This is a genomic window from Lentzea sp. CC55 (assembly GCF_021056325.1).
Lineage (GTDB): Bacteria > Actinomycetota > Actinomycetes > Mycobacteriales > Pseudonocardiaceae > Lentzea > Lentzea jiangxiensis.
Genome location: NZ_JAJCXE010000022.1, coordinates 945,159 through 967,233 on the forward strand (window position 1 = coordinate 945,159; position 22,075 = coordinate 967,233).

At 70.9% G+C, this 22,075-nt stretch carries 20 protein-coding genes; 10 read left to right on the forward strand and 10 right to left on the reverse strand.

The annotated features are described in order from the left end of the window. Positions 1–150: 150 nt before the first annotated feature. Both L6E10_RS20450 and L6E10_RS20455 read right to left on the reverse strand, forming a co-directional pair. Positions 151–912 carry a hypothetical protein gene (locus tag L6E10_RS20450; protein ID WP_236221066.1) on the reverse strand — a complete coding sequence of 254 codons (762 nt, stop codon included), beginning with the start codon at positions 910–912 and terminating at the stop codon, positions 151–153. A gap of 139 nt (positions 913–1,051) precedes the next feature. Next, positions 1,052–3,229 carry a hypothetical protein gene (locus L6E10_RS20455; RefSeq protein WP_236221067.1) on the reverse strand — a complete coding sequence of 726 codons (2,178 nt, stop codon included), beginning with the start codon at positions 3,227–3,229 and terminating at the stop codon, positions 1,052–1,054. A gap of 80 nt (positions 3,230–3,309) precedes the next feature. On the opposite strand from L6E10_RS20455, the gene L6E10_RS20460 reads away from it, so the two are divergent. After that, positions 3,310–4,461 (forward strand): AI-2E family transporter, encoded by a 1,152-nt coding sequence (locus L6E10_RS20460; RefSeq protein ID WP_236221068.1) that lies wholly within the window; start codon positions 3,310–3,312, stop codon positions 4,459–4,461. Between the two features lie 4 nt (positions 4,462–4,465). Here the strand turns inward: L6E10_RS20460 and L6E10_RS20465 are convergent, their stop codons facing one another. Then, a complete protein-coding gene (locus L6E10_RS20465; RefSeq protein ID WP_236221069.1) occupies positions 4,466–5,668 on the reverse strand; it encodes a diguanylate cyclase in 1,203 nt (400 codons plus the stop codon). Positions 5,669–5,785: 117 nt separating this feature from the next. Here L6E10_RS20465 and macS point away from each other — a divergent pair, with 117 nt between their 5' ends. From macS to L6E10_RS20510, 9 genes are read left to right on the forward strand one after another with little or no spacing between them, the layout of a single operon-like run. Next, positions 5,786–6,946, forward strand: coding sequence for a MacS family sensor histidine kinase (gene macS / locus L6E10_RS20470; RefSeq protein ID WP_236221070.1), 1,161 nt, complete (start codon positions 5,786–5,788; stop codon positions 6,944–6,946). An 11-nt stretch (positions 6,947–6,957) separates the two neighbouring features. Further along, complete coding sequence (locus L6E10_RS20475; RefSeq protein ID WP_236221141.1) at positions 6,958–7,605, forward strand: response regulator transcription factor; 648 nt, start codon at positions 6,958–6,960, stop codon at positions 7,603–7,605. Next, a complete protein-coding gene (locus tag L6E10_RS20480) occupies positions 7,602–8,138 on the forward strand; it encodes a DUF1707 domain-containing protein (RefSeq protein WP_236221071.1) in 537 nt (178 codons plus the stop codon). Before L6E10_RS20475 ends, L6E10_RS20480 begins: the two co-directional genes overlap by 4 nt. 36 nt (positions 8,139–8,174) lie before the next feature. After that, positions 8,175–9,629 carry an SDR family oxidoreductase gene (locus L6E10_RS20485; protein ID WP_236221072.1) on the forward strand — a complete coding sequence of 485 codons (1,455 nt, stop codon included), beginning with the start codon at positions 8,175–8,177 and terminating at the stop codon, positions 9,627–9,629. Between the two features lie 37 nt (positions 9,630–9,666). Further along, entirely contained in the window at positions 9,667–10,698 is a 1,032-nt protein-coding gene (tdh, locus tag L6E10_RS20490; RefSeq protein WP_236221073.1) for an L-threonine 3-dehydrogenase, read from the forward strand. Then, positions 10,698–11,876: a glycine C-acetyltransferase gene (locus L6E10_RS20495; RefSeq protein ID WP_236221074.1), complete on the forward strand. Its 1,179-nt coding sequence runs from the start codon at positions 10,698–10,700 to the stop codon at positions 11,874–11,876. The genes tdh and L6E10_RS20495 overlap by 1 nt, the downstream gene beginning before the upstream one ends. 47 nt (positions 11,877–11,923) lie before the next feature. After that, positions 11,924–12,418 carry an RNA polymerase sigma factor gene (locus tag L6E10_RS20500; protein ID WP_236221075.1) on the forward strand — a complete coding sequence of 165 codons (495 nt, stop codon included), beginning with the start codon at positions 11,924–11,926 and terminating at the stop codon, positions 12,416–12,418. Beyond that, positions 12,403–13,416, forward strand: coding sequence for a hypothetical protein (locus tag L6E10_RS20505; RefSeq protein WP_236221076.1), 1,014 nt, complete (start codon positions 12,403–12,405; stop codon positions 13,414–13,416). The genes L6E10_RS20500 and L6E10_RS20505 overlap by 16 nt, the downstream gene beginning before the upstream one ends. After that, entirely contained in the window at positions 13,413–14,252 is an 840-nt protein-coding gene (locus L6E10_RS20510; RefSeq protein WP_236221077.1) for a LysR family transcriptional regulator, read from the forward strand. Before L6E10_RS20505 ends, L6E10_RS20510 begins: the two co-directional genes overlap by 4 nt. Before the next feature lie 7 nt (positions 14,253–14,259). On the opposite strand, the gene L6E10_RS20515 is transcribed toward L6E10_RS20510, so the two are convergent. The 7 genes from L6E10_RS20515 to L6E10_RS20545 form a co-directional block, all read right to left on the reverse strand. Next, positions 14,260–14,940 carry a hypothetical protein gene (locus L6E10_RS20515; RefSeq protein ID WP_236221078.1) on the reverse strand — a complete coding sequence of 227 codons (681 nt, stop codon included), beginning with the start codon at positions 14,938–14,940 and terminating at the stop codon, positions 14,260–14,262. Positions 14,941–14,997: 57 nt separating this feature from the next. Beyond that, positions 14,998–16,629, reverse strand: a complete 1,632-nt coding sequence (gene ptsP, locus L6E10_RS20520) for a phosphoenolpyruvate--protein phosphotransferase (RefSeq protein ID WP_236221079.1) — start codon at positions 16,627–16,629, stop codon at positions 14,998–15,000. 100 nt (positions 16,630–16,729) lie between these two features. Next, the gene (locus L6E10_RS20525; protein ID WP_236221080.1) at positions 16,730–17,593 is read right to left on the reverse strand and encodes a PfkB family carbohydrate kinase; all 864 of its coding nucleotides are present in this window, start codon (positions 17,591–17,593) and stop codon (positions 16,730–16,732) included. Next, positions 17,590–18,510: a substrate-binding domain-containing protein gene (locus L6E10_RS20530; RefSeq protein WP_236221081.1), complete on the reverse strand. Its 921-nt coding sequence runs from the start codon at positions 18,508–18,510 to the stop codon at positions 17,590–17,592. Before L6E10_RS20530 ends, L6E10_RS20525 begins: the two co-directional genes overlap by 4 nt. A 30-nt stretch (positions 18,511–18,540) precedes the next feature. Next, positions 18,541–19,446, reverse strand: coding sequence for an ABC transporter permease (locus L6E10_RS20535; protein ID WP_236221082.1), 906 nt, complete (start codon positions 19,444–19,446; stop codon positions 18,541–18,543). Next, the gene (locus L6E10_RS40875) at positions 19,443–20,852 is read right to left on the reverse strand and encodes a sugar ABC transporter ATP-binding protein (protein ID WP_236221083.1); all 1,410 of its coding nucleotides are present in this window, start codon (positions 20,850–20,852) and stop codon (positions 19,443–19,445) included. The genes L6E10_RS20535 and L6E10_RS40875 overlap by 4 nt, the downstream gene beginning before the upstream one ends. Continuing rightward, on the reverse strand, positions 20,849–21,814 hold the full coding sequence (locus L6E10_RS20545; RefSeq protein ID WP_236221084.1) for a LacI family DNA-binding transcriptional regulator: 966 nt from the start codon (positions 21,812–21,814) through the stop codon (positions 20,849–20,851). Before L6E10_RS20545 ends, L6E10_RS40875 begins: the two co-directional genes overlap by 4 nt. Between the last annotated feature and the right edge of the window lie 261 nt (positions 21,815–22,075).

A 22,075-nucleotide genomic window follows, 5' to 3' on the forward strand; every position in this document is an offset into this window, starting at 1 on the left:
ATGGGGGGTGGGGCCGAAACGCGCAGGGGAAGGCGCGTCATCACCGGGGGAGTCGCACGCGGTGATCGACCGAAGGAGCGCAAGAAAAAAGCGCGACGGTCGACTTCCGGACAGCCAGGGGAGTGGGCTGCCGCGGACCGCGCGCTGGAATCAGTCGGGGTTGATACCGGGCTGCTTGCCCGGCGTCACGGTGACCTCGTCGGTGGACGGCGCGAGAGCGCGCGTCGACGAGATGCCGTGAGCGTTGCCGGACGCAGCGAGAGCAGCGGTGGCGCTGCCCTTTGCAGAACCAGAACCGTCGTTGCACGAAGAGCACTGCACAGGCGCGGGCGCCGGGGCGGGCAGCTTCGGGAACGGGTTGCTGGGCAGGGACGGACGCTGCTCGGAGGGCACGACAGAGTCGTTGTGCTCCAACAGGTCCGTCCACGAAGCACCGGAGGGGCCGGTGAACTGCGGGACCACCGGTGCCGGCGACTGCTCGACCTCGGCGGTGGGGGTGGCCGGGATCTCCGGGAACGTCACGTCCATCGACCGCGCCGTGGCGGCGCTGTCGGACTGACCGGTCCTGTCGACCTGCGGCAGGACCCGCTCGGTGATCTGCGCGACCACCGGGGGGACCTGCACGTCCGGCATGGAGGTGCGAGCCTTCTCGTGCTCGGCACGCAGCGTTTCGTCGATCTTGTGCACTGCCTCGGCAGCGGGCGCGACGACCGGGAGCTTCTCGTCCGTCTTGGCGACGATCTCGCTGACGACGTCGAACTGCTGCGCGTCGTCCGCCGCGTGGGCCGACGACGTGGTGAGCACCCAGGCAACGGCGGTTCCCGCGATCGCCCCGCCGACGGCGAGCAGCGCTCGGGTGGCGAACCGGCGGATGCCGTTCGCTCCCGTCTTCGCTCGCAGATCAGCGGACAACGCAGGAAACCTCGCTACTCGGATGGCACTCGGGGGAAATCGCCGACGACCAACTGATCAAGTCGACGTCGGCGACTTTGCCAGTCCCGCCACCCGGAAAGCACGCCCAGAGCGTCCGATTAACTACATCGTGTGACGATCACACGCGCTTCAAAACCCTTGCGGCACCGGCGGCAGCGGTCGACGCGAGCACCCAGCCCACGGCCACGAGCAGCGACGACACCCACTGCGACGCACCGGTGAACTGCCACTTGCCGTCGTGGCCGAAGTCGATGATCGGGATCAGCAGGTCGAGCGCGAGGAGCGCGGAGTTCCACACGGGGTTCTCGTCGTCGTTGAGCCTGGCCATCGGGTGCCAGTTGAACCACAGCGCGCCGAAGAGCCAGAAGACGGCGAGCCAGCAGATCGCGAGCCACGGCCGGTAGCCGTAGCCGACGGTCCACCTCTGCACCACGCCCCAGACCCGCCCCGCCGGCCCGAGTTCGGCGTAGCGGCGGCGTTGCTTCTCCAGCTGGACCTTCTGCGCCAACTCCTCCTCGCCGCCCTGCTGGTACACGGCGGCGAGCTGTTCGTACGGTCCGGGTGCGAAGTCCGGCTGCACCTTGCGCAGCCACTGGAGCCGCGTCTGCACCGGCACGTCCGGGTCGGCGGTGATGCCGGCGAACTCGAAGTCGTCCACGGCGACGCCGCCCTCGGCGTCCCACAGGCCCGGCCCGTCGGTCACCGACACCGCCTTCAGCCGGCTCAGCACGACCTTGCCCTTGGGCTGCTGGCCCTCGGGGATGTGCAGGCGGAACTGGTGGACGGTGAGGCCGTAGGCGTTGAGCGCGATGTCCGCGGCCGTCGAGCCGAGGTGCGAGTCGCTGAAGGTCGCCATCTTGCCGACCTCGCCCAGCCGGATCCGGACGCCGCCGACGGCCGTGAACCCGCGGCTGCACAGGAGGTCCTTGCCGATCGTGATGGCACGGGCGTCCAGCGACGGCTTCTGCGTGCCGTTCGCGCGCAGCCGGGGCAGCGTGAGCTCGGCGCCGGAGAGGTCGAGGGTGGAGCCGATGTTGGCGTTCTGCAGCCGGACGGAGCCCTTGGCCTTCAGCTCCCGCAGGAAGAGCGTGCCCCCTATCTGGAGGCGGTCGGCGAACAGGACGTCGATGCCGGGGCCGTGCAGCGAGACGCCGGACATGCTGGCGCTGCCCTGGATCTGGGCGTTCGACAGCCGCACCTGGCCGTAGGTCTGCAACGGCGGTGTGCGCGTGCCTCCGTTGTTCGCGGCGCTGCGGGCCTCGACGTCACCCCGCACCTGCATGCCGTCGGCGTGCAGGGCGACGGGGATCCGGTTGGTGACGTCACCGGCGAGCTCCTCGGCGACGTCGCGCGGCCCGATCACCGCGCCGGACAGCCGCAGGTAGCCGCCGACGATGGCGTTGGGCAGCCGGACCGTGCCGGTGGAGGTGAAGCCGCTGTCGAGCTCGACGTTGCCCTCGACCCGGATGCGGTCGGCCACCAGCGTCGCCGCCTCGTCGGCCAGTCCGTGCGGCAGGACCAGCACCTGGTGGTCGACGCGGTGGGTGGAGTGCAGGCGGGCGCCGGTGAACTCGAGGTTGCCCCCGACGCGCGCGCCGTCGAAGAGCACCCGGCCGTCCGCGGTGAAGCGGCCGCCCTCGGCGTTGCAGAAGACGTTGCCCGCCACCACGATCCCGGACGCCTCCAGCGCGTCGCGGCCGGTGTTGATCAGGCGTGCGCCGCCGAGGTGGACGCTGCCGCCGATGGACGCGCCGCGGAAGCGCACCTCGCCGTCGGCCCGCAGCGCGATGGCCTGGACCGACCCGCTGACCCGCAGCCGGGCGGCGAGCAGCGCGTGGTCGGTGCCGGAGCGCAGCACCGCGCCCGCGAGCCGGAGCGTGCCGTCGATGGCCGCGTCGGTGAGGTCGACGGTGCCGGTGCAGGTGAAGCCGGCTTCGAGGACGAGGTCGCTGAAGACGCGGAGGTTGCGGCCCTGCAGGCCGGGGACGCGGGTGCCGCGGAGCCGGAGCCCGATGAGGCGGGCCATGCGGAGGTCGAGGGGGTTCTCGAACGTGCAGTGCGTGAGGTCGATGACCCTCGTGACGCGCGTGCCCTCCAGCTCGAACCTGCCGGTGATCCGGGCGTTTCGCAATCGCAGCGCGGGCAATCCCTTGCGCGGAACGCGGTACATGCCGGTCAGCAGACCGGTGAGCACCTCGCCGCGCGTGCTCTGCCCGGTCAGGTCGATCTCGGTGCCGCTCGCGTAGGCCCCGGCGACCTGGCGCTCCACTTCGGTCAAGTCTTCCGGCTTGATCACTTCGTCCTCCCCCTGACGAGTCGGATCATCCCCAACGATGTTCCGGTTTGGCGAGGGTCCGAACAGTTAACGTGAGGTCCATGAGGGCGCCGGGGTCGGAGATCAGCAGTCGCGTTCCGCTGCTGCTACGGGTGAGTGCCGCGCTGAGCTGGCGGTTCGTCGTCGTGGTGGCCGCGCTGTACGTGGTCGCGTACGTGTTCGGCTTCCTGGCGTCGATAGTGATCCCGGTCGCAATCGCGCTGCTGCTGGCCGCGCTGCTGTCGCCGGGGGTGTCGAAGCTCGTCGAGTGGCGGGTGCCGCGTGGTGTCGCCGTGACCGTGATGATGATCATCGGGCTCGGCGTGCTCGGCGGCGTGCTGACGTTCGTGATCAGCGAGTTCTCCCGCGGCCTGCCGGAGCTGCAGTCGCAGGTGGCGAACTCGCTCGACACCATCCAGACGTGGCTCAAGGACGGGCCGGCGCACCTGTCGGACCAGCAGCTGCAGACCTACGTCAACGAGATCGTGCAGACGATCAAGGAGAACCAGGCGGAGATCACGTCCGGTGCCCTGACGACCGCCGCGACCCTCGGCGAGGTGCTGACCGGCCTGCTGCTGGCGCTCTTCACCCTCATCTTCTTCCTGCACGACGGCGACGGCATCTGGCGCTTCGTGACTCGTGCGGTTCCTCGCGACGTGCGCCAGCGTGTGGACGTCGCCGGCCGTCGCGGGTTCAGCTCTCTCGTTTCGTACGTGCGCGCGACGGCTGTGGTCGCGATCGTGGACGCCGTCGGTGTCGGTATCGGTCTGGCGATCATCGGCGTGCCGCTCGTGGTGCCGTTGTCCGCGTTGGTGTTCCTCGGTGCGTTCATCCCGATCATCGGTGCGGTGTTCACGGGCGCGGTCGCCGTGTTGATCGCGTTGGTGACCAACGGGCCTATCGCTGCTCTCGTCGTGCTGGCTGTGCTGATCGGCGTCATGCAGCTGGAGTCGCACGTGCTGCAGCCGATCCTGTTGGGGCGTGCGGTGAAGCTGCACCCGTTGGCCGTGGTGCTGGCGATCGCGGGCGGTTTGGTGACCGGGGGCATCGCCGGGGCGTTGCTGGCGGTGCCGCTGCTGGCCGTGCTGAACTCCGGCATCCGGTCGCTGGTGTCCGATGCGGACGCGGAGCAGAACCCGCAGAAGGTGGACGTGCTGGACCCGCAGGAGACGGCTCCGGAGGACGACAAGAGCGAACGGGTCGAGGAACTCTGACCCGTTAGGCCATCGAGACGAGGTTGCGGCCGTACGCCTTGGCCGCCAGCAACGCGGCGTCGGCGGCCACGAGCAGGTCCGGCAGCTCGTAGCCGAACCTCGTCGTCGTCGACACTCCTATGGAGACTGTCAGGCCGTGCAGCTCGTGCGGCTTGCCGTCGGTGGCCATCGTGGGCACGCGGAGGGCCGCCACGGCCTTGCGCACGCGTTCGGCGACCGACTCGGCCTCGTCCGGGGTGGCGTCGGGCAGCAGGATCACGAACTCCTCGCCGCCGAAGCGGCCCACCAGGTCTCCCCGGCGGACGGTGCCGCGCAGCAGCAGCGAGATCGCGGCCAGGGCGGCGTCACCCGCCAGGTGGCCCACCTCGTCGTTGACCCTCTTGAAGTGGTCGAGGTCCAGGAGCATCACGGCCATCGGGCGCGTGCGGGTGGAGCCCTTGGCGAGTTCGTAGCGGGCCCGGCTGTCCCAATGGACGGCGTTGGCGAGGCCGGTCTTGGCGTCGCGCTGGGCCGAGCGGCGCCACTGGGGGAGCTGGGCCGCCCGTTCCAGCAGGGCGAGCGGTGGGCCGGCGATCAGGACGTGGATGGCGTTCGACTCCGCCACGCAGCCCATCAGGCCACCGATCGACACGGCGACGATGCCGAGGACGGCGTCGATGGGTTCGCCGACGTTCTCCTCGAAGGTCGCGTCGGGGGTGCGCAGCTTCAGGCCGAACGCGATCAGGGCCGCCCGCAGGATCAGCAGGGCGCTGGCGCCGAGGGTCATGAACAGCAGGTTCGCGTCCGGGTCGACCCAGCCGAGCAGGTAGCGGGTGGCGAAGACGGCGAGGGTCGTGGCGCTGAGGGTGAAGAGCCAGCGGTAGGTCTCGGGGCGCTGGGCGAGCAGGCAGTGCAGGGCCGGGCCGAACAGCAGCAGCACCATCAGGTTCGGCGGCAGGGCGAGGATGCCCGCGGTCAGGTAGCAGAGGTGCGCCGCCCACGGGTTGCGTTCGGTCTCGCCCAGGCGGTGGCTGTAGATGGAGCTGCCGATGACGACCGCGCCCGCGGTGCCCGCGATGGCGGCGAACCTGGCGATTTCGGAGGGTGACGGCGTTTCGGAGGCGACGATCGCGTAGGTGACGGTGGCGAGGGCCGCCGCGTCGATCAACAGCCAGTAGCAGAGCGCGGGCCGCCGCAAAGTCCACACCGGCCAATCGCGCACCCGCACCACTCCTCCCCCGAACCCGGAGAGCGTCGCACATTCCTCCGTTTGGCAGAAGACGGCCACCTGGGGGTTAGCTACGCCACGTTCACGCGGCAGGATGGTGGCCGAAAGGAGCACAGCGTGCCCAAAGAGCCAGCCGAACGTGTGACGAAGGTGATCGACGACCCGGCCACACCCCTGTGGCGAGGGACGATCGCGCTACGCATAGTCACATTCCTCTTCGCGGCGGCCAACGTCATCGCGAACCATTCCGAGTACATCCGGCCGTGGCTCGCGTGGACCACGCTCGGGGTGATGGCGCTGTGGTCCGTCTTCACCAGCCGCGCGTACAGCACGACGTGGGGCAGGCGGTGGCCGCTCGTGCTCGTCGACCTGGCTTTGACCTGCGGACTCATGTCGCTGTCGCAGTTGATCATGTCCGACCACCAGCTGCTGACGCTCAACGTCCCGCTCATCACGACGATCTGGGCGTGCGTTCCGGCGGTCGCCCTGGGCGCGCTCGGCGGGCCGTACGCGGGCTTCGCGGGCGGGCTGGCGGTCGGTCTCTCCACCTACCTGTCGAAGGGCGTGCCGAGCCTCGACCTGCTGCGGGACGTCGTGCTGCTGGCGGGTGCCGGCATGGTCGTCGGCATGGCGTCCGCCACCGCACGGCGGTCCGCGGTGCTCCTCGCGCAGGCGTTGCGAGCCGAAGCCGCGACGGCGGAACGCGAGCGCCTCGCCCGTTCGATCCACGACAGCGTGCTGCAGGTCCTCGCCCGCGTGCGCAAGCGCGGTCTGGAGGTCGGCGGCGAGGCGGCCGAGCTGGCGCAGATGGCCGGTGAGCAGGAGGTCGCGCTGAGGAACCTCGTGGCCGCCGCCCCCGTCGACTCCACCGTGGACGGGGAGATCGACCTGCGGCCCGGTCTGCAGGTCCTCGCCACGCCGCGGATCCAGGTCTCGACGCCCGCCACGCGGGTCATGTTCGCGGCCGCCGCGGCGGGCGAGCTCACGTCGCTCGTGCGCGAGGCCCTGTCCAACGTGGACAAGCACTGCGGTGAGGACACGCGGGCCTGGGTGCTGCTGGAAGACCTCGGCGAGGAGATCGTGCTGAGCGTCAGGGACGATGGACCGGGGATTCCGGAAGGCCGCCTCGCGCTCGCTGCCGCGGAAGGCCGGATGGGCATCGAGAAGTCGATCAAAGGCCGGGTGGAGTCGCTCGGCGGAACGCTGGAGCTCCAGACCGGGCCGGGGGAGGGCACGGAGTGGGAGGTTCGGGTGTTCAGGAAGGGGGCGGCAAGGTGACGGTCTCGGTGATGGTCGTGGACGACCACCCGATGTGGCGTGAAGGCGTGGCGCGCGACCTGCAGGAGCGCGGCTTCGAGGTCGTGGCGACCGCGGGCGACGCGCCCTCGGCGGTGCGCATCGCGAAGGCGGTGCGGCCGAACGTGGTCCTGATGGACCTCAACCTCGGCGAGCTGTCCGGAGTGGACGCCACCGCCATGATCACCAGCGAGCTGCCGGACACGCGCGTGCTGGTGCTGTCCGCGTCCGGCGAGCACGACGACGTGCTGCAGGCCGTGAAGGCCGGTGCGTCCGGCTACCTGGTGAAGTCCGCGTCCTCGGAGGAACTGGTCGAGGCCGTGTCCCGCACCGCCGCCGGGGACGCCGTGTTCACCGCGGGGCTCGCGGGCCTGGTGCTCGGCGAGTACCGGCGCATGGCCGCCGCGCCGGACGACGCGGAGGACAAGCCGCAGCTCACCGAACGGGAGACCGAGGTGCTGCGGCTCGTGGCCAAGGGCCTGACCGCGCGGCAGATCGCGAACCGCCTGGTGATCTCCCACCGCACGGTCGAGAACCACGTCCAGTCGACTTTGCGGAAACTCCAACTGCACAACCGGGTGGAGTTGGCGCGTTATGCCATCGAGCACGGTCTCGACGCCGAACCGGAGGCAGAGAAATGACAGACCCCAGAGACTTACGCGTGTCCGACGCGGAACGCGAGCACGTCGTCAGCCTGCTGAACAAGGCGGTGGGCCGCGGCATGATCACGCTGGACGAGTTCACCGTCCGCACGGACACCGCCCTGGCAGCCACGACGCGGGCCGACCTGAACGTCGTGCTGGTCGACCTGCCCGGCATGGTCAACAACGAGCTGGCCCACGCGCGCACGGAACTGAAGAACACGATGAGCACCACGACCCGCAAGGGGCACTGGGTCGTGCCGCAGGAGCTCGTCATCCGCAACACGCTCGGCACCACGAACCTCGACTTCACCGCGGCCGACGTGCCGCCGGTCGTGAACGTCGACCTGGACGTGTCGCTCGGCACGGTGAAGCTGGTGCTGCCCGCCGGTTCCTCGGTCAACGTCGACGCCGTCGAGATCACGGCGGGTGAGGTGAAGGACAAGGTGCGCAGCACGGTGGGCAACCCGCACTTCCAGCTCAAGGGCGTGGTGCGCGGGGGAACCGTGGTGATCAAGCGCAGCAAGCGCTGATCTGCACGGCGACTTCCCAAGCCGCAGGATCGGGGCATGCGATGCCTCGTGACCGGCGCGACCGGATACCTCGGCGGACGACTCGTGCCCCGGCTGCTGGCCGAGGGGCACGAGGTCCGCTGCCTGGTGCGTTCACCCGAGAAGCTGCGCGACGTCCCGTGGGCCGCTGACGTCGAGATCGTGCGCGGTGACGTGCTCGGCGACCTCGGCGAGGCCATGCGGGACGTCGAGGTCGTGCACTACCTCGTGCACTCGCTGCACTCGAAGGACTTCGCGAACGCCGACCGCAAGGCCGCGGAGAACACGGCGAGGGCCGCGGAGCGCGCGGGGGTCCGGCGGATCGTGTACCTGGGCGGGCTGCACCCGGAGGGCACGGAGCTGTCGCCGCACCTCGCGTCCCGCAAGGAGGTCGGCGAGGTCTTCCTGCGCTCGCCGGTGCAGGCCGTGGTGCTGCAGGCCGCGGTGATCATCGGGTCGGGGTCGGCGAGCTTCGAGATGCTGCGGTACCTGACCGAGCGGTTGCCGGTCATGGTGACGCCCCGCTGGGTGCACAACCGGATCCAGCCGATCGCCGTGCGCGACGTGCTGCGGTACCTCGTGCAGGCCACGACGCTCGAGGACCGGAACCGGACGTTCGACATCGGCGGGCCGGACGTGCTGACGTACCTGCAGATGATGCTGCGGTACGCCGAGGTCGCCGGGTTGCCGAAGCGCCGGGTGCTGCCCGTGCCGCTGCTGACGCCCGGGCTGTCGTCGCACTGGGTCAACGTCGTCACGCCCGTGCCCCGGTCGATCGCGAAGCCGTTGATCGAGTCGCTGGTGCACGAGGTGGTGTGCCGGGAGGACGACATCCGCGAGGTGCTGCCCGGCGAGAACCTCGGGTACGTCAAGGCCGTCGAGCTCGCGTTGAACAAGGTGCGCGACGCCGACGTGGAGACGCGCTGGTCGGGGGCGTCGACGCCGGGGGCGCCGAGCGAGCCGCTGCCGACCGACCCCGACTGGTCCGGCGGCTCGGTCTACACCGACGACCGCGAGACGAGGACCAACGCCACTCCCGAGCGGTTGTGGGAGGTCGTGGAGGGCATCGGCGGTGAGCGCGGCTGGTACTCGTTCCCGCTGGCCTGGGCTGTCCGGGGATGGCTGGACCGGCTGGTCGGCGGGGTCGGGCTGCGGCGCGGGCGGCGGGACCCGCACCACCTCCACGTCGGGGAGGCGCTCGACTTCTGGCGGGTCGAGGAGATCGAACGCGGCCGGCTGCTGCGGCTGCGGGCCGAGATGAAGGTGCCCGGCAAGGCCTGGCTGGAGCTTCGAGTGGCGGCCGGTGAGGGACACGGGTCCACTTACCGCCAACGTGCCGTGTTCGTCCCCAAAGGGCTCGTCGGCCACCTCTACTGGGCGGCGGTCTACCCCTTCCACGGCATCGTGTTCGGCGGCATGGTGCGCAACATCGCCAATGAAGCCGAGCTGCACAAGAACTTCAGAAAGTCCTGATGGACTGCACAAGCAGCGAAGGGTGAGACTTCGGAGCATGAAGGCTCTCGTCAAGGTCGCCGCTGGGCCTGGCCTCGAACTGACCGACGTCCCGGACCCCACTCCCGGACCGGCGGACGTGCTGGTCAGGGTGTTGCGCACCGGTATCTGCGGCACCGATCTGCACATCGACTCGTGGGACGACTGGGCCGCGGCCAACATCAAGGCGCCGCTGGTCCTCGGGCACGAGTTCGTCGGTGAGGTCGTCGAGGTCGGCGCCTCCGTCACCGGCGTCGAGGTCGGGGACCTGGTCAGCGGCGAGGGCCACCTCGTGTGCGGCACGTGCCGCAACTGCAAGGCCGGCCGCCGCCACCTCTGCGCGAACACGCGTGGTCTGGGCGTGCACTCCAACGGCGCGTTCGCGCAGTACGTCGTGCTGCCCGAGCAGAACGCCTGGGTGCACCGCACGAAGGTCGACCTGGACGTGGCCGCGATCTTCGACCCGTTCGGCAACGCCGTGCACACGGCGCTGAGCTTCCCGGTCATCGGCGAGGACGTGATCATCACGGGCGCCGGGCCGATCGGCATCATGGCCGCCGCCGTCGCCAAGCACGCGGGCGCGCGCAACGTCGTGATCACCGACGTCTCCGAGCACCGCCTCGACCTCGCGCGCAAGATCGGCGTCGACCTCGCGGTGAACGTCGCCGAGAAGACGATCGAGCAGGCGCAGGCCGAACTCGGCATGGCCGAGGGCTTCGACGTCGGCATGGAGATGTCCGGCAAGCCGTCGGCGCTCCAGAGCATGATCGCGAACATGGCGCACGGCGGTCGCATAGCGATGCTGGGGCTGCCCGCGGACGAGTTCTCCGTCGACTGGAGCAGCGTCGTGCTGAAGATGCTGCACATCAAGGGGATCTACGGCCGCGAGATGTTCGAGACCTGGTACTCGATGACCGTGCTGCTGCAGCGCGGTCTCGACCTCACGCCGGTGATCACGCACCGGTACGACCACACGCAGCACGCGGAGGCGTTCGCCACCGCGCGCGAAGGCAAGTGCGGCAAGGTCATCCTCGACTGGACGGGAGCCTGATGTACGGCGAGCTGAAGAACGACCTGGTCAAGACGATCGGGGAGATCCGGGAGGCCGGGCTCTACAAGTCCGAGCGCGTGATCGGCACCCCGCAGAACGCCGCCGTCCGGGTCGGTTCCGGTGACGAGGTGCTGAACTTCTGCGCCAACAACTACCTCGGTCTCGCCGACCACCCGAAGCTCGTCGAGGCCGCGAAGAAGGCCCTCGACGACTGGGGCTTCGGCATGGCGTCGGTACGGTTCATCTGCGGCACCCAGGAGCCGCACAAGGAACTGGAGCGCAAGCTCAGCGAGTTCCTCGGCACCGACGACACGATCCTCTACAGCTCGTGCTTCGACGCCAACGGCGGTCTGTTCGAGACGCTGCTCGGCGCCGAGGACGCGATCATCTCCGACGAGCTGAACCACGCGTCGATCATCGACGGCGTCCGCCTCTCGAAGGCGAAGCGCTACCGGTACCGCAACCGCGACATGGACGACCTGGAGCGCCAGCTCAAGGACGCGGCCGACGCCCGCTACCGCATGATCGCGACCGACGGCGTGTTCTCGATGGACGGCTACCTCGCGCCGCTCGACGAGATCTGCGACCTGGCCGAGCGCTACGACGCGCTGGTCATGGTCGACGACTCGCACGCCGTCGGCTTCACCGGCCCGACCGGCCGCGGCACCCCGGAACTCTTCGGCGTGCAGGACCGCGTCGACATCGTCACCGGCACCCTCGGCAAGGCGCTGGGCGGTGCGTCCGGCGGCTACACGTCCGGCCGCGCGGAGATCGTCGAGCTGCTGCGCCAGCGCTCGCGCCCGTACCTGTTCTCGAACTCCCTCGCGCCGTCGATCACCGCCGCGGCGATCGCGACGCTGGACATGCTGTCCACCTCGTCCGACCTGCTCACGCAGCTGCGCTCCAACACCGAGCTGTTCCGCCGGCGGATGACGGAGGAGGGCTTCGACCTGCTGCCGGGCGAGCACCCGATCATCCCGGTGATGATCGGCGACGCGGCGGAGGCGGCGCGGCTGGCGGACCTGCTGCTCGAGCAGGGCATCTACGTCATCGGCTTCTCCTACCCGGTCGTGCCGCACGGCAAGGCGCGGATCCGCACGCAGATGTCGGCCGCGCACACGACGGAGGACGTGAACCGGGCGGTCGACGCGTTCGTCGCCGCTCGCGCCAAGATGTGACCCCGGTCACAGAGATGTAAGAATGCCCGCGATCGGCGCACTACCTCGTGAAGAGGGAGGGGGCGATCGTGGAGGACTTCTCCGCTGTCTACCGCGAGTGCTATCCGCGGGTGCTCGCCTACGCCGCGAGCCACGCCGGGTCGCGGCTCGCCGAGGACATCACGAGCGAGACCTTCACGATCGCCTGGCGCAGGCTCGACCGGATGCCGTCCAACGCGCTGCCGTGGCTGATCGGCATCGCCCGCAACCTGGTGCGCGAGGCACGCCGGCAGACGACGCACTACGAGCTCGCCGACCTGCCCGCGGACGACGCCTTCGCGGTCATCGAGCTGCGGGCGGCGCTCGCGAGCCTCTCCGAGTCCGACCAGGAGGTGCTCACGCTCATCGCGTGGCACGGACTGGGCGCCGCCGAGGCAGCGCAGGTGCTCGGGTGCACCACGGCGACGTTCTTCGTGCGCCTGCACCGGGCCCGGCGACGGTTGCAGGCCGCTCTCTCGTCAGCGAACTTCGACCGTGCGAGGGAGTCATGGAAGACCTCATGAAGGACCTGGCGCAGGCCAAGCCGCCCACGCCCGAGGTCGACCCGCAGCGGATGGAGAGCGACCTCGCACGCATCACCACGTTGCCGCGCGACAGGCCGGCCAGGAAGCAGTTCGTGCGGCGCTTCGCTCCGTTGGTGGTCATCGCCGCCGTGATCGTGCTTGCGGTCGTGCTGATGCCCGCGCCCCCTCAGCCCGTGCAGCCCGCAGCGCCGCCGAAGTGGTGGCACGCGCTGACGCGGCAGTGGTCGCTGATGATCGTCGGTGATCCGGCGGACCCGTACGCCGTGTCGTTCGACCACCGGACCGAACGGTGGGTGGCCGAGAACCAGCAGATCGCGGTCATCCAGAAGGACGGCGAGGTGACGCCGTTCTCGCTGGACCGCGGCAACGAGTGGGAGGCGGCGGGCAAGCCGGAGGCGGTGCCGCAGGTCGGCGGCGACCACCTGGTGCGCATCGGCCCGATGAAGCCCGCCGTGCAGAAGACCGCCGTCTCCGGGTTCCAGATGTCCCTGCACAGCAACGCGCGTTTCGACTCGCTCGACTCGTTGCCCGCCGACCCGCGCGAGTTGGGGAAGGCGCTGGAGACCGTCGTGGGGAAGGACCCCTACCGGATCGGGTCGCTCGCGATGGAGCTGATGAGCGCGAACGTGCGCGACGACCAGCGGCGTGCGGCGTTCGAGCTGCTCAAGACCCTCGACGGGGCTCGGTTCCTGGGCGACGTGACCGTGCTCGACGAGCGCAGGGGGACCGGCGTGGCGATCGCCGCGCCGCCGACCTTCCAGTTCACCGGCGTCGAGACCCAGCTGGTGGTCGACCAGGAGACCGGGCTGCCGATCCTCGAGCGGGACGTGATCACCACGCCGCAGCGCGGTCTGCCCGCGGGCACGGCCATCTCGCAGGAGCAGTACCTCCTGCTGGAGCAGGTGGACTTCGAGCCGATCCTGCCCCAGGACGTCCCCGTGAACGGCGAGGTGGAGTCCCCCATCATTGAGCGGTGATCGACCCACGACGGCTCCGCGTGCTGCGCGCACTCGCCGACCATGGCACCGTGACGGCCGCGGCCGCCGCACTGCACCTCACGCCGTCGGCGGTGTCGCAGCAGCTCGCAGCACTGGAGTCCGAGGCGGGCCATCCGCTGCTGCTGCGCAAGGGCCGCCGGGTGTCGCTCACCCCGGCCGGCGACCTGCTCGTCACGCACGCCCACGTCGTCGCCGCCGAACTGGAACGCGCCCAGGCCACTTTGGACGCCCTGGCGTCGGGCACCTCCGGACGGGTGGCGGTCGCCGCGTTCGCCTCGGCCATCACGCAGGTCGTGGCACCGGCGTTGGCGGCGTTGAAGCGGCGTTCCATCGAACTGTCCGTGCGCGACGCCGAGGGGCACGAGAGCGTGCGGTTGCTGCTGGACGGCGAGATCGACGTGGCGATCACCGAGGAGCACCGCACCACCGAGCGCTTCACCCGGTTCCCGCTCTACACCGAGCCCTTCGACGTGGTGCTGCCGCCGGGCCACGCCGCACGCGGACCGGTGGACCTCGCGTCGCTGGCCGACGAGGACTGGGTGGTGACGCTGCCCGGGAACCCGCTGCGGGACGTCGTGGAGATGGCGTGCGCGCAGGCCGGGTTCGCGCCGCGGATCCGGCACGTGTCCGACGACTTCCGGGCCATCCAGGCCCTGGTCGCCGCCGGTGCCGGGGTGGCGCTGGCTCCCCGCAACGCCGTGCGCGGGGTGCCGGTGGCCGGAGTCGCGCCGTTGCGGCGGGTGGTGGCGGCGGTGCGGCGCGGGTCGGAGGACCACCCGCTGATCCGCGCGGTCCTCGACGAGCTGCGGCGCTAGCCCGCCGTCAGACGCGGGGCAGGTGAGCGGCGACCCCGGCGAGCGCGTCCAGGGTGTCGTGGCCGACCTGGCCGGTCGCCGTCTCGGCCTCCGCGACGGTCACGGTCGCGCCGTCGCGGTCGCTGCCGTAGCGCAGGCCGGTGAAGTGGATGTCGCCCAGGTCGAGCAGGTGGCTGCCGAGCGGGTGGACGTCGCCGCTGCCGTGCCTGTTCATGAGGGTCTGGAACCTGCGGGCGTCACCGGACGACGCGAGGCCGACCCACACCACCGAGATCACCGCGGTGTTGCCGGCGCCGTCGGTCACGGCGAACAGGACGCGTTCCAGCGAGGTGCAGCGGGTTCTGGTGAAGAACTCGCGGACCTCGCCGAACGACACCGCCACGCACTCGGCCTGCTGCCGGACCGTGCGTCTCAGCTGCTTCATGCCCATGCGCTGCCAGGCACCCTCGGCGTCACCCCTGCGGGCCGCCTTCTGACCTTCGGCCTTGCGCGGGCCGAGGCGCACCGACGACCCGCCCGATCCGACCTCGGCCGCACCGGGGCCGCCGAGGGTCGTGACTCCGCCGGTGCCCGCGGCCACGGTCAGCGCCAACGCCCCCGCCACCACCGCTCCGGCGCCCTTCCTGCCACCACCGCCCCCGCCGTTCAGGGGGATGACTTTGCCGTTCTTGGTGATGAAGTCGGTCATGCGACCAGAACGCGGGGGCGCGGCCCCCACGTTGCTCACACGATCGGGTGACGGTGCCTAGTGCGGGGCGCGGGCCGCCAGCTTCGCCGACGCCGGGTCGCCCGCCGCCAGTGCGCCACGGGCCGCGAGCTGGCAGATGTCCGTGCTGGACGTCGCGAGCCGGGAGCCGACTCCGGCGAGTGCCGTGTGGTTCATGGACAGCGAGGTGATGCCCATTCCGATGAGCACGCACGCGAGCAACGGGTCGGCTGCCGCCTCGCCGCACACGCCGACGGGCTTGCCGGTGGCGGTGGCCGCCTCGCCGACCAGGGCGATCAGGCGGAGCAGGGCGGGCTGCCACGGGTCGTTGAGCGCCGCCACGCCGCCGAGCTGGCGGTCGGCGGCGAAGACGTACTGGGCGAGGTCGTTGGTGCCGATCGAGATGAAGTCGACGACCTGCAGGATCTCGCGCGCGGAGAGGGCGGCCGACGGGACCTCGACCATGACGCCGGCGCGCTGGATGCCGACGGCGCGGGCCCGTTCGACGAACCAGGCGGCTTCGGCAGCGGTCGCGACCATCGGGGCCATGACCGAGACGTCGGCGCCCGACGAGGCCGCGGCGGCGGCGATGGCCTCGAGCTGGCGGTCCAGCACCTCGGGACGGTCGAAGGCGACGCGCAGGCCGCGGATGCCGAGGGCCGGGTTGGGCTCGGGTTCCGGGTTCAGAAACGCCAGCGGCTTGTCCGCGCCCGCGTCGAGGGTGCGCACCACAACCGGCTTGCCCGCAAACGGCGCCAGCACGGCCTCGTAAGCAGCAGTCTGCTCAGCAACGGTCGGTTCCTCTGCGGCGTCCAGGAAGCAGAACTCCGTGCGGAACAGGCCGACGCCCTCCGCACCCGCGGCGGCCGCGGCGGCGGCGTCGGCGGGGGAGCCCACGTTGCCGAGGACCTTCACGCGGTGGCCGTCCTTGAGGACGCCGACGCCGTTCCACTCGGCCTTCTTGCCGGTACCCGCCGCGCGGACCTTGCCGTCCGACTCGCGGACCTGGCCCGTGTCGCCGTCGACGTCGAGAGAGGTGCCCTCGAACGCCAGGATGCCGCGGCACGCGACGACGGCCGGGATGCCCAGGGAACGCGCGAGGATCGCGGTGTGGGAGGTGGGGCCGCCCTCCTCGGTGACGAGAGCGAGGACCTTCGACGGGTCGAGTCCCGCCGTGTCCGCGGGGGCGAGGTCACGCGCCACCAGCACGGACGGCGACGCGAGGTCGGGAACGCCGGGGGCGGGCAGGCCGAGGAGCTCGGCCACCACGCGGTCGCGGACGTCCTGGACGTCGCGGGCGCGTTCGGCCATGTAACCACCGGCTGCCTGCAGGGCGCCGATGAACTTCTGGGCTGCCTGGTGCACCGCGCGGGCGGCGGGCAGCGACTCGTCGGACACGAGCTTCTCGGCGGACTTGATGAGGGACGGGTCGCCCGCCATCGCCGCCGTGGTCTCCAGAACGGCGCGGGCGTCACCCTCGACGGTCTTCGCGCGCTCCATCAGGCGCTGCGCCACGACCTCGGTCGCCGGGCGGATGCGGGCGGCCTCGGCCGCCGTGTCCGCGGGTCGCGGACCCGCCGGAGGTTCGGGCAGGGCCTCGGACACCCTCACGACGGGGCCGGAAGCCCGGCCGCTGCTGACACCGACACCGCTCAGCCGCGCGCTCGACATGGTCTAGACCATACCCTTCACCTGGCAACCCGGGACAGCTCAGTGTGACGAATCGAGCGCCAGGGCGCGGACCGGGCCGTTCGGAGCGGCACAGTGCGGTCTAACCCACCTCGGCGGCGGTCGGGTAGGACGGCTGCGCGCCCGCCTTCGTGACGGACAGCGCGGCGACCTTCGCGGCGTAGCGGGCGGCCTGCACGACGTCGTCGCCCTCGGCCAGCCGTGCGGACAGCGCCCCGGCGAACGCGTCACCGGCACCGGTCGTGTCGACGACCTCGGCGATCTCGATCGACGGCACCTCGACGACACCGTCCCGCGCCACCACGGCGGCGCCCCGCGAGCCGAGCGTGACGATCGCGAACGCCGGGCCGAGCGCGAGCAGGCCGTTCCAGTCGGCGGCGAGCTGCGCGGCCTCGTGCTCGTTCACGATCAGCACGGTGAGCTGCTCCAGCGTCTGCGCGGGCAGGTCCGCGACCGGCGACAGGTTCAGCACGGTCCGGACGCCGGCGCGGGAGGCCACGCCGATCGCGTGGACCACCGTCTCCAGCGGCACCTCCAGCGAGCACGTCAGCACCCGCACGCCGCCGAGCGACAGGGCGTCCACGTCGGACGGTGCCACGTCGGAGTTCGCGCCGGGGGAGACGACGATCGAGTTCTCCCCGTCCGGCGTCACGGTGATGTACGCGATCCCGGTGGGGCGCGGGGAGGTCTTCACCAGCGCGGTGTCGACACCGGACGACTCCAGCGACTCGCGCAGCAGCGAGCCGTACCCGTCGCCGCCGAGGGCACCGACGAGCGCGACCCGGGCACCGACGCGAGCGGCCGCGACGGCGGTGTTCGCGCCCTTGCCGCCGGGCAGCACGACGGTGTCGCCGCCGAGCACGGTCTCACCGCCGGCGGGCCGCCTGCCGACCTCGACCACGAGGTCGGCGTTGGCGGACCCGAGGACTAGCAGCGTGTTCGTCACTTGATGAACTCTGCCACGTTCTGCTTCGTGATGACCTTGACCTCGACGTCCACGACCTGCTGGACGGGCTCGTTCTTCGCGGCGCGCACGGCCTGCTCGACGGCCTTCGAACCGAGGAGCTTCGGCTGCTGGGCGATGGTCGCGGTGAGCGTGCCGTCCTGGACCGCCTTCAGGCCGTCCGGGGTGCCGTCGAAGCCGACGACCATGACGTCCTTGCCGGCGCGGGCGCCGAGGGCCTTGATCGCGCCGAGCGCCATCTCGTCGTTCTCGGCGAAGATGCCCTTGATGCCGGGGTGGCCCTGCAGCAGGTTCGTGGTCTCGTTGAGGCCCTTGGCGCGGTCGAAGTCCGCGACGGCGGTGGCGACGACCTTGATGCTGCCGCTGTTCAGGCCCTGCTCGAAGCCCTGACCGCGGTCGCGCGACGCCGACGCGCCCGAGATGCCCTTGAGGTGCGCGACCTCGCCGGTCGTGGCGCGGCCGAGCTCGATGGCCGCGAGGCTGCCGCCCGAGACGTTGTTCGAGGCGACCTCGGCGGCGACCTTGCCGCCCTCGACCGCGCGGTCGACCGAGATCAGCGGGATGTTCGCGGTCTCGGCGGCCTTGGCGGCGGGCGCGGCCTGCTTGGAGTCGACCGGGTTCAGGATGATCGCCTTGACGCCCTGGGTGACCAGCGTCTGCACCTGGTTGACCTGGTTCGTGGCGTCGTTCTGGGCGTCCACGACGGTCAGCTTGGCGCCGAGCTGGTCCGCCATCTCCTGCGCACCCCGCTGGAGCTCCACGAAGAACGGGTTGTTCAAAGTGGACACCGCGAGGCCGATGGTGATGTCGCTGCCTCCGGACGCCCCTGTTCCGCTGCAACCGGTTGCCAGCAGAGCAGCGGCACCGAGCGTCAACGCGATCCGTCGGGTCACCTTCATTGGTGTTTTCCTTACCTGTTGCGGGATTTCTCAGCGACGGCGAAGTGAGTCGAGCAACGCGGCGAGAGCGATCACCGCGCCGATGACGACCTGCTGCCAGAACGGCGGCACCTGCAGCAGGTTGAGGCCGTTGCGCAGGACGGCGAGCACGAGTGCGCCGACCAACGTCCCGGTGGCGCGGCCGACGCCACCGGACAGCGACGCACCACCGATGACGACCGCGGCGATGGCGTCGAGCTCGTAGCCGACCGCGGCCTGCGGTCCGGCGGACCCGAGCCGCCCCGCGAGCACGAGGCCCGCGGCGGCGGCGAACAGGCCGGACAGGGCGTAGATCCAGAGCTTGGTGCGGCGCACGTCGATGCCGCTGAGCTTCGCGGCCTCCTCGTTGCCGCCGATCGCGTACATGCGGCGGCCGAGGTTCGTGCGCGTGAGGACCAGGCCGGTGATGCCGAAGAACGCCAGCATCAGCAGCAGCGGCAACGGCAGCATCGGCGCGAGGTTCGAGCCGAGGAACGTGACCACCTCGTCGGTCTCGTGCGGCTGGCCCTCGGAGAACACCAGCGTGAGGCCGCGGGCGACGCTGAGCATGGCGAGCGTCGCGATGAACGGCGGCAGCTTGCCGTAGCTGATCAGCGCGCCGTTGACGAGACCGCAGAGCGCGCCGACGACCAGGCCGACGGGCCCCGCGGTGAGGGCGCCGACCATCGCGGCCAGCGCGGCGATGCTGCCCACCGACAGGTCGATGCCGCCCGCGACGACCACGAACGTCATGCCGAACGCCATGATCGCGATGACCGCGGCCTGCACACCGACGTTGAGCAGGTTCTGCGCGTTGAGGAACGCCGGCTGCGCGAGGGCGATGGCCAGGGCGAGGACGACGAGTCCTGCCAGGGCGCCGTTCTCGCTGGCGTACTTGCGGATGCTGATCGTGCTCACGCTGGGATCTCCTGCACGGCGAGTGCCATCACCTGGTCCTGGGTCGCGCCCTTCGGCAGCTCACCGGCCACCCGGCCGTGTGCCATCACGACGACGCGGTCGCTCATCCCGATCACCTCGGGCAGGTCGCTGGACACGAGCAGCACGGCCCGGCCCTGCGCGGTCATGCGGTTGATCAGTTCGTAGATCTCGACCTTCGCGCCGACGTCGACGCCGCGCGTGGGCTCGTCGAGGATCAGCACCTTCGGGTCGGCCAGCAGCCACTTGCCGATGACGACCTTCTGCTGGTTGCCGCCGGAGAGCTCCTTCACCGGCTGCTCCACGCGGCCCTTGATCCGGAGCTTGCCCGCGATGTCGTGCAGGCGCTTCGAGTCGCGGTTGGCGAGCGTCACGAGCTCGAGGTTCTGGCCGACGGTCGCGGTGAGGACCAGGCCCTGGCCCTTGCGGTCCTCGGGGACGAGACCGAGACCTGCCTTGATCGCGGCCTGGACGTCGTGGCGCGGCAACGGTTTCCCGTCGACCGCGACCGTGCCGCTGTCGTAGCCGTCCACGCCGAACGCCGCCCGCGCGACCTCCGTGCGTCCGGCACCGACCAGCCCGGCGATGCCGACGACCTCACCGGCGCGGACCTCGATGTCGACGTCGTGGAACACGCCGCGCTTGGTCAGGCCGGAGATGCTGAGCAGGGGCTGGCCGGGGCGTTGCCGGGCGCGCGGGTACTGCTCGTCGATCGGGCGGCCGACCATCAGCTCGATCATGTGCCGGGTGGTGGCGCGCGGGCCGAGGACGCCGACGGACCGGCCGTCGCGCAGGATCGTGATGCGGTCGGCGATGCGCTGGATCTCGTCCAGGTGGTGGGTGATGAAGACGAGGCCGACGCCGTTGTGGCGCAGCTGGGCCATGATCTCGAGCAACCGGTCGGTCTCGGTGTCGGTGAGGACCGCGGTCGGCTCGTCCAGGATCAGCACGCCGGCGTCCTTGTCGAGCGCGCGGGCGATCTCGATCATCTGCTGCTGGGCGATGCCCAGGTCCTTGACCTTGGCGTTCGGGTCGACGCGCAGCCCGACGCGGTCGAGCAGCTCCGGCGCACGCCTGCGCATCCCGGCGCGGTCGACGAAGCCGAACCTGCGCGGAAGCCGGTTGAGGAACAGGTTCTCGGCGACGCTGAGCTCGGGCACCAGGGCCAGTTCCTGGTGGATGACGGCCAGGCTCGCGTTGCCCTCGATCGTGCCGGAGTCCTGGTCGTGGATGCCCGCGAGGACCTTGACCAGCGTGGACTTGCCCGCGCCGTTCTCGCCGAGCAGGACGTGGACCTCGCCCGCGTTGATGTCGAGGTCGACGCCGTCGAGCGCCTTGGTGGCACCGAAGTGCTTGGTGATGCCGCGGGCGGTGATGAGGGTCTTCACAGCTCGGCCTCCCCGAGCGAGCCGCGCAGCACGAGCTTCGCGGTCAGGCGGACGTCGTCGGGCTGCCTGCCCTCGACCAGGGCGAGCAGGCTGCGCGCGGCGGCGCGGCCCATCTCCACGGTCGGCTGCGCGACGACCGTGATCGGCGGGTCGAGCAGCGGGAACCACGGCTGGTCGTCGAACACCGCGAACGCGATGTCGCGCGGGATCCGCAGGCCGCGGGCCCGCACCTCGCCGAGCGCGCCGAGCCCCATGAGGTTGTCCATCGCGATCAGCGCCGTGACGCCGTCGTCGATGAGCTTCGCGGCGGCCTGGCTGCCGCTCTCCTGCCGGAAGTCGCCGTGCACGACCTGCGCGAGACCGCCCAGCGAGCCCGTCAGCACGTCCGTGCGTTCTCTTCCGGTGGAGGTGTTCGGCGGACCCGCGATCACACCGATGCGGGTGTGGCCGGCGCCGACGAGCCGCCGGGCGAGCGCGGTCAACGCCTCGCTGCCGTCGGCGCGGACGACGGGGCATGTCGCGCCCCTGACCGTCCGGTCGAGCAGGACGAGCGGTACACCGCCCGCGCTCACTTCGCGGACCAGACCCGGGTCGTCGGTCGCGGGGCACAGCAGGAGGCCGTCCACCCGGCGGTCGAGCAGGGTGCGCACGTAGGTGGCCTCCTGCTCGGCGCTCTCGTCGGCGTTCCCGATCACGACGCAGTAGCCGTGTGACCGGGCCTCGTCCTCGACCGCCCGGGCGATCTCGGCGAAGAACGGGTTCAGCAGGTCGCTGATGACCAGACCGAGGGTCTGGGTGCTGGTGGTCCGCAGGGACCGCGCCAGGGCGTTCGGCCGGTAGCCGAGCTCCTCGATGGCGGCGAGCACGCGCTCACGGGTCTCGGGAGTCGGTGCGGCATGGCCGTTGAGCACGCGCGACACGGTGGCCGTGGAGACGCCGGCGTGCTGCGCAACGTCCTTCATGGTCGTCACGGAGCAGTAGTTAATCGATTACACACGTATCGAGTCAAGCGGATGAGTAGGTGTACGGATGTAACCGGGCGTGCTCTGCCTCACGCTGATCACATGGACGGACAGGATCGCCTCGGGTACGAGCAGCGCCTCGCACTGGAGCTCGCGGCCATCGGGCAGCGGCTGACGACGATCAGCTCGGAGATGCGCGAGCACTCCGCCTCGACCGCGACCGCGGTGGTCGAGGCACCTGGAGCGGCACGGCCGGGCGAC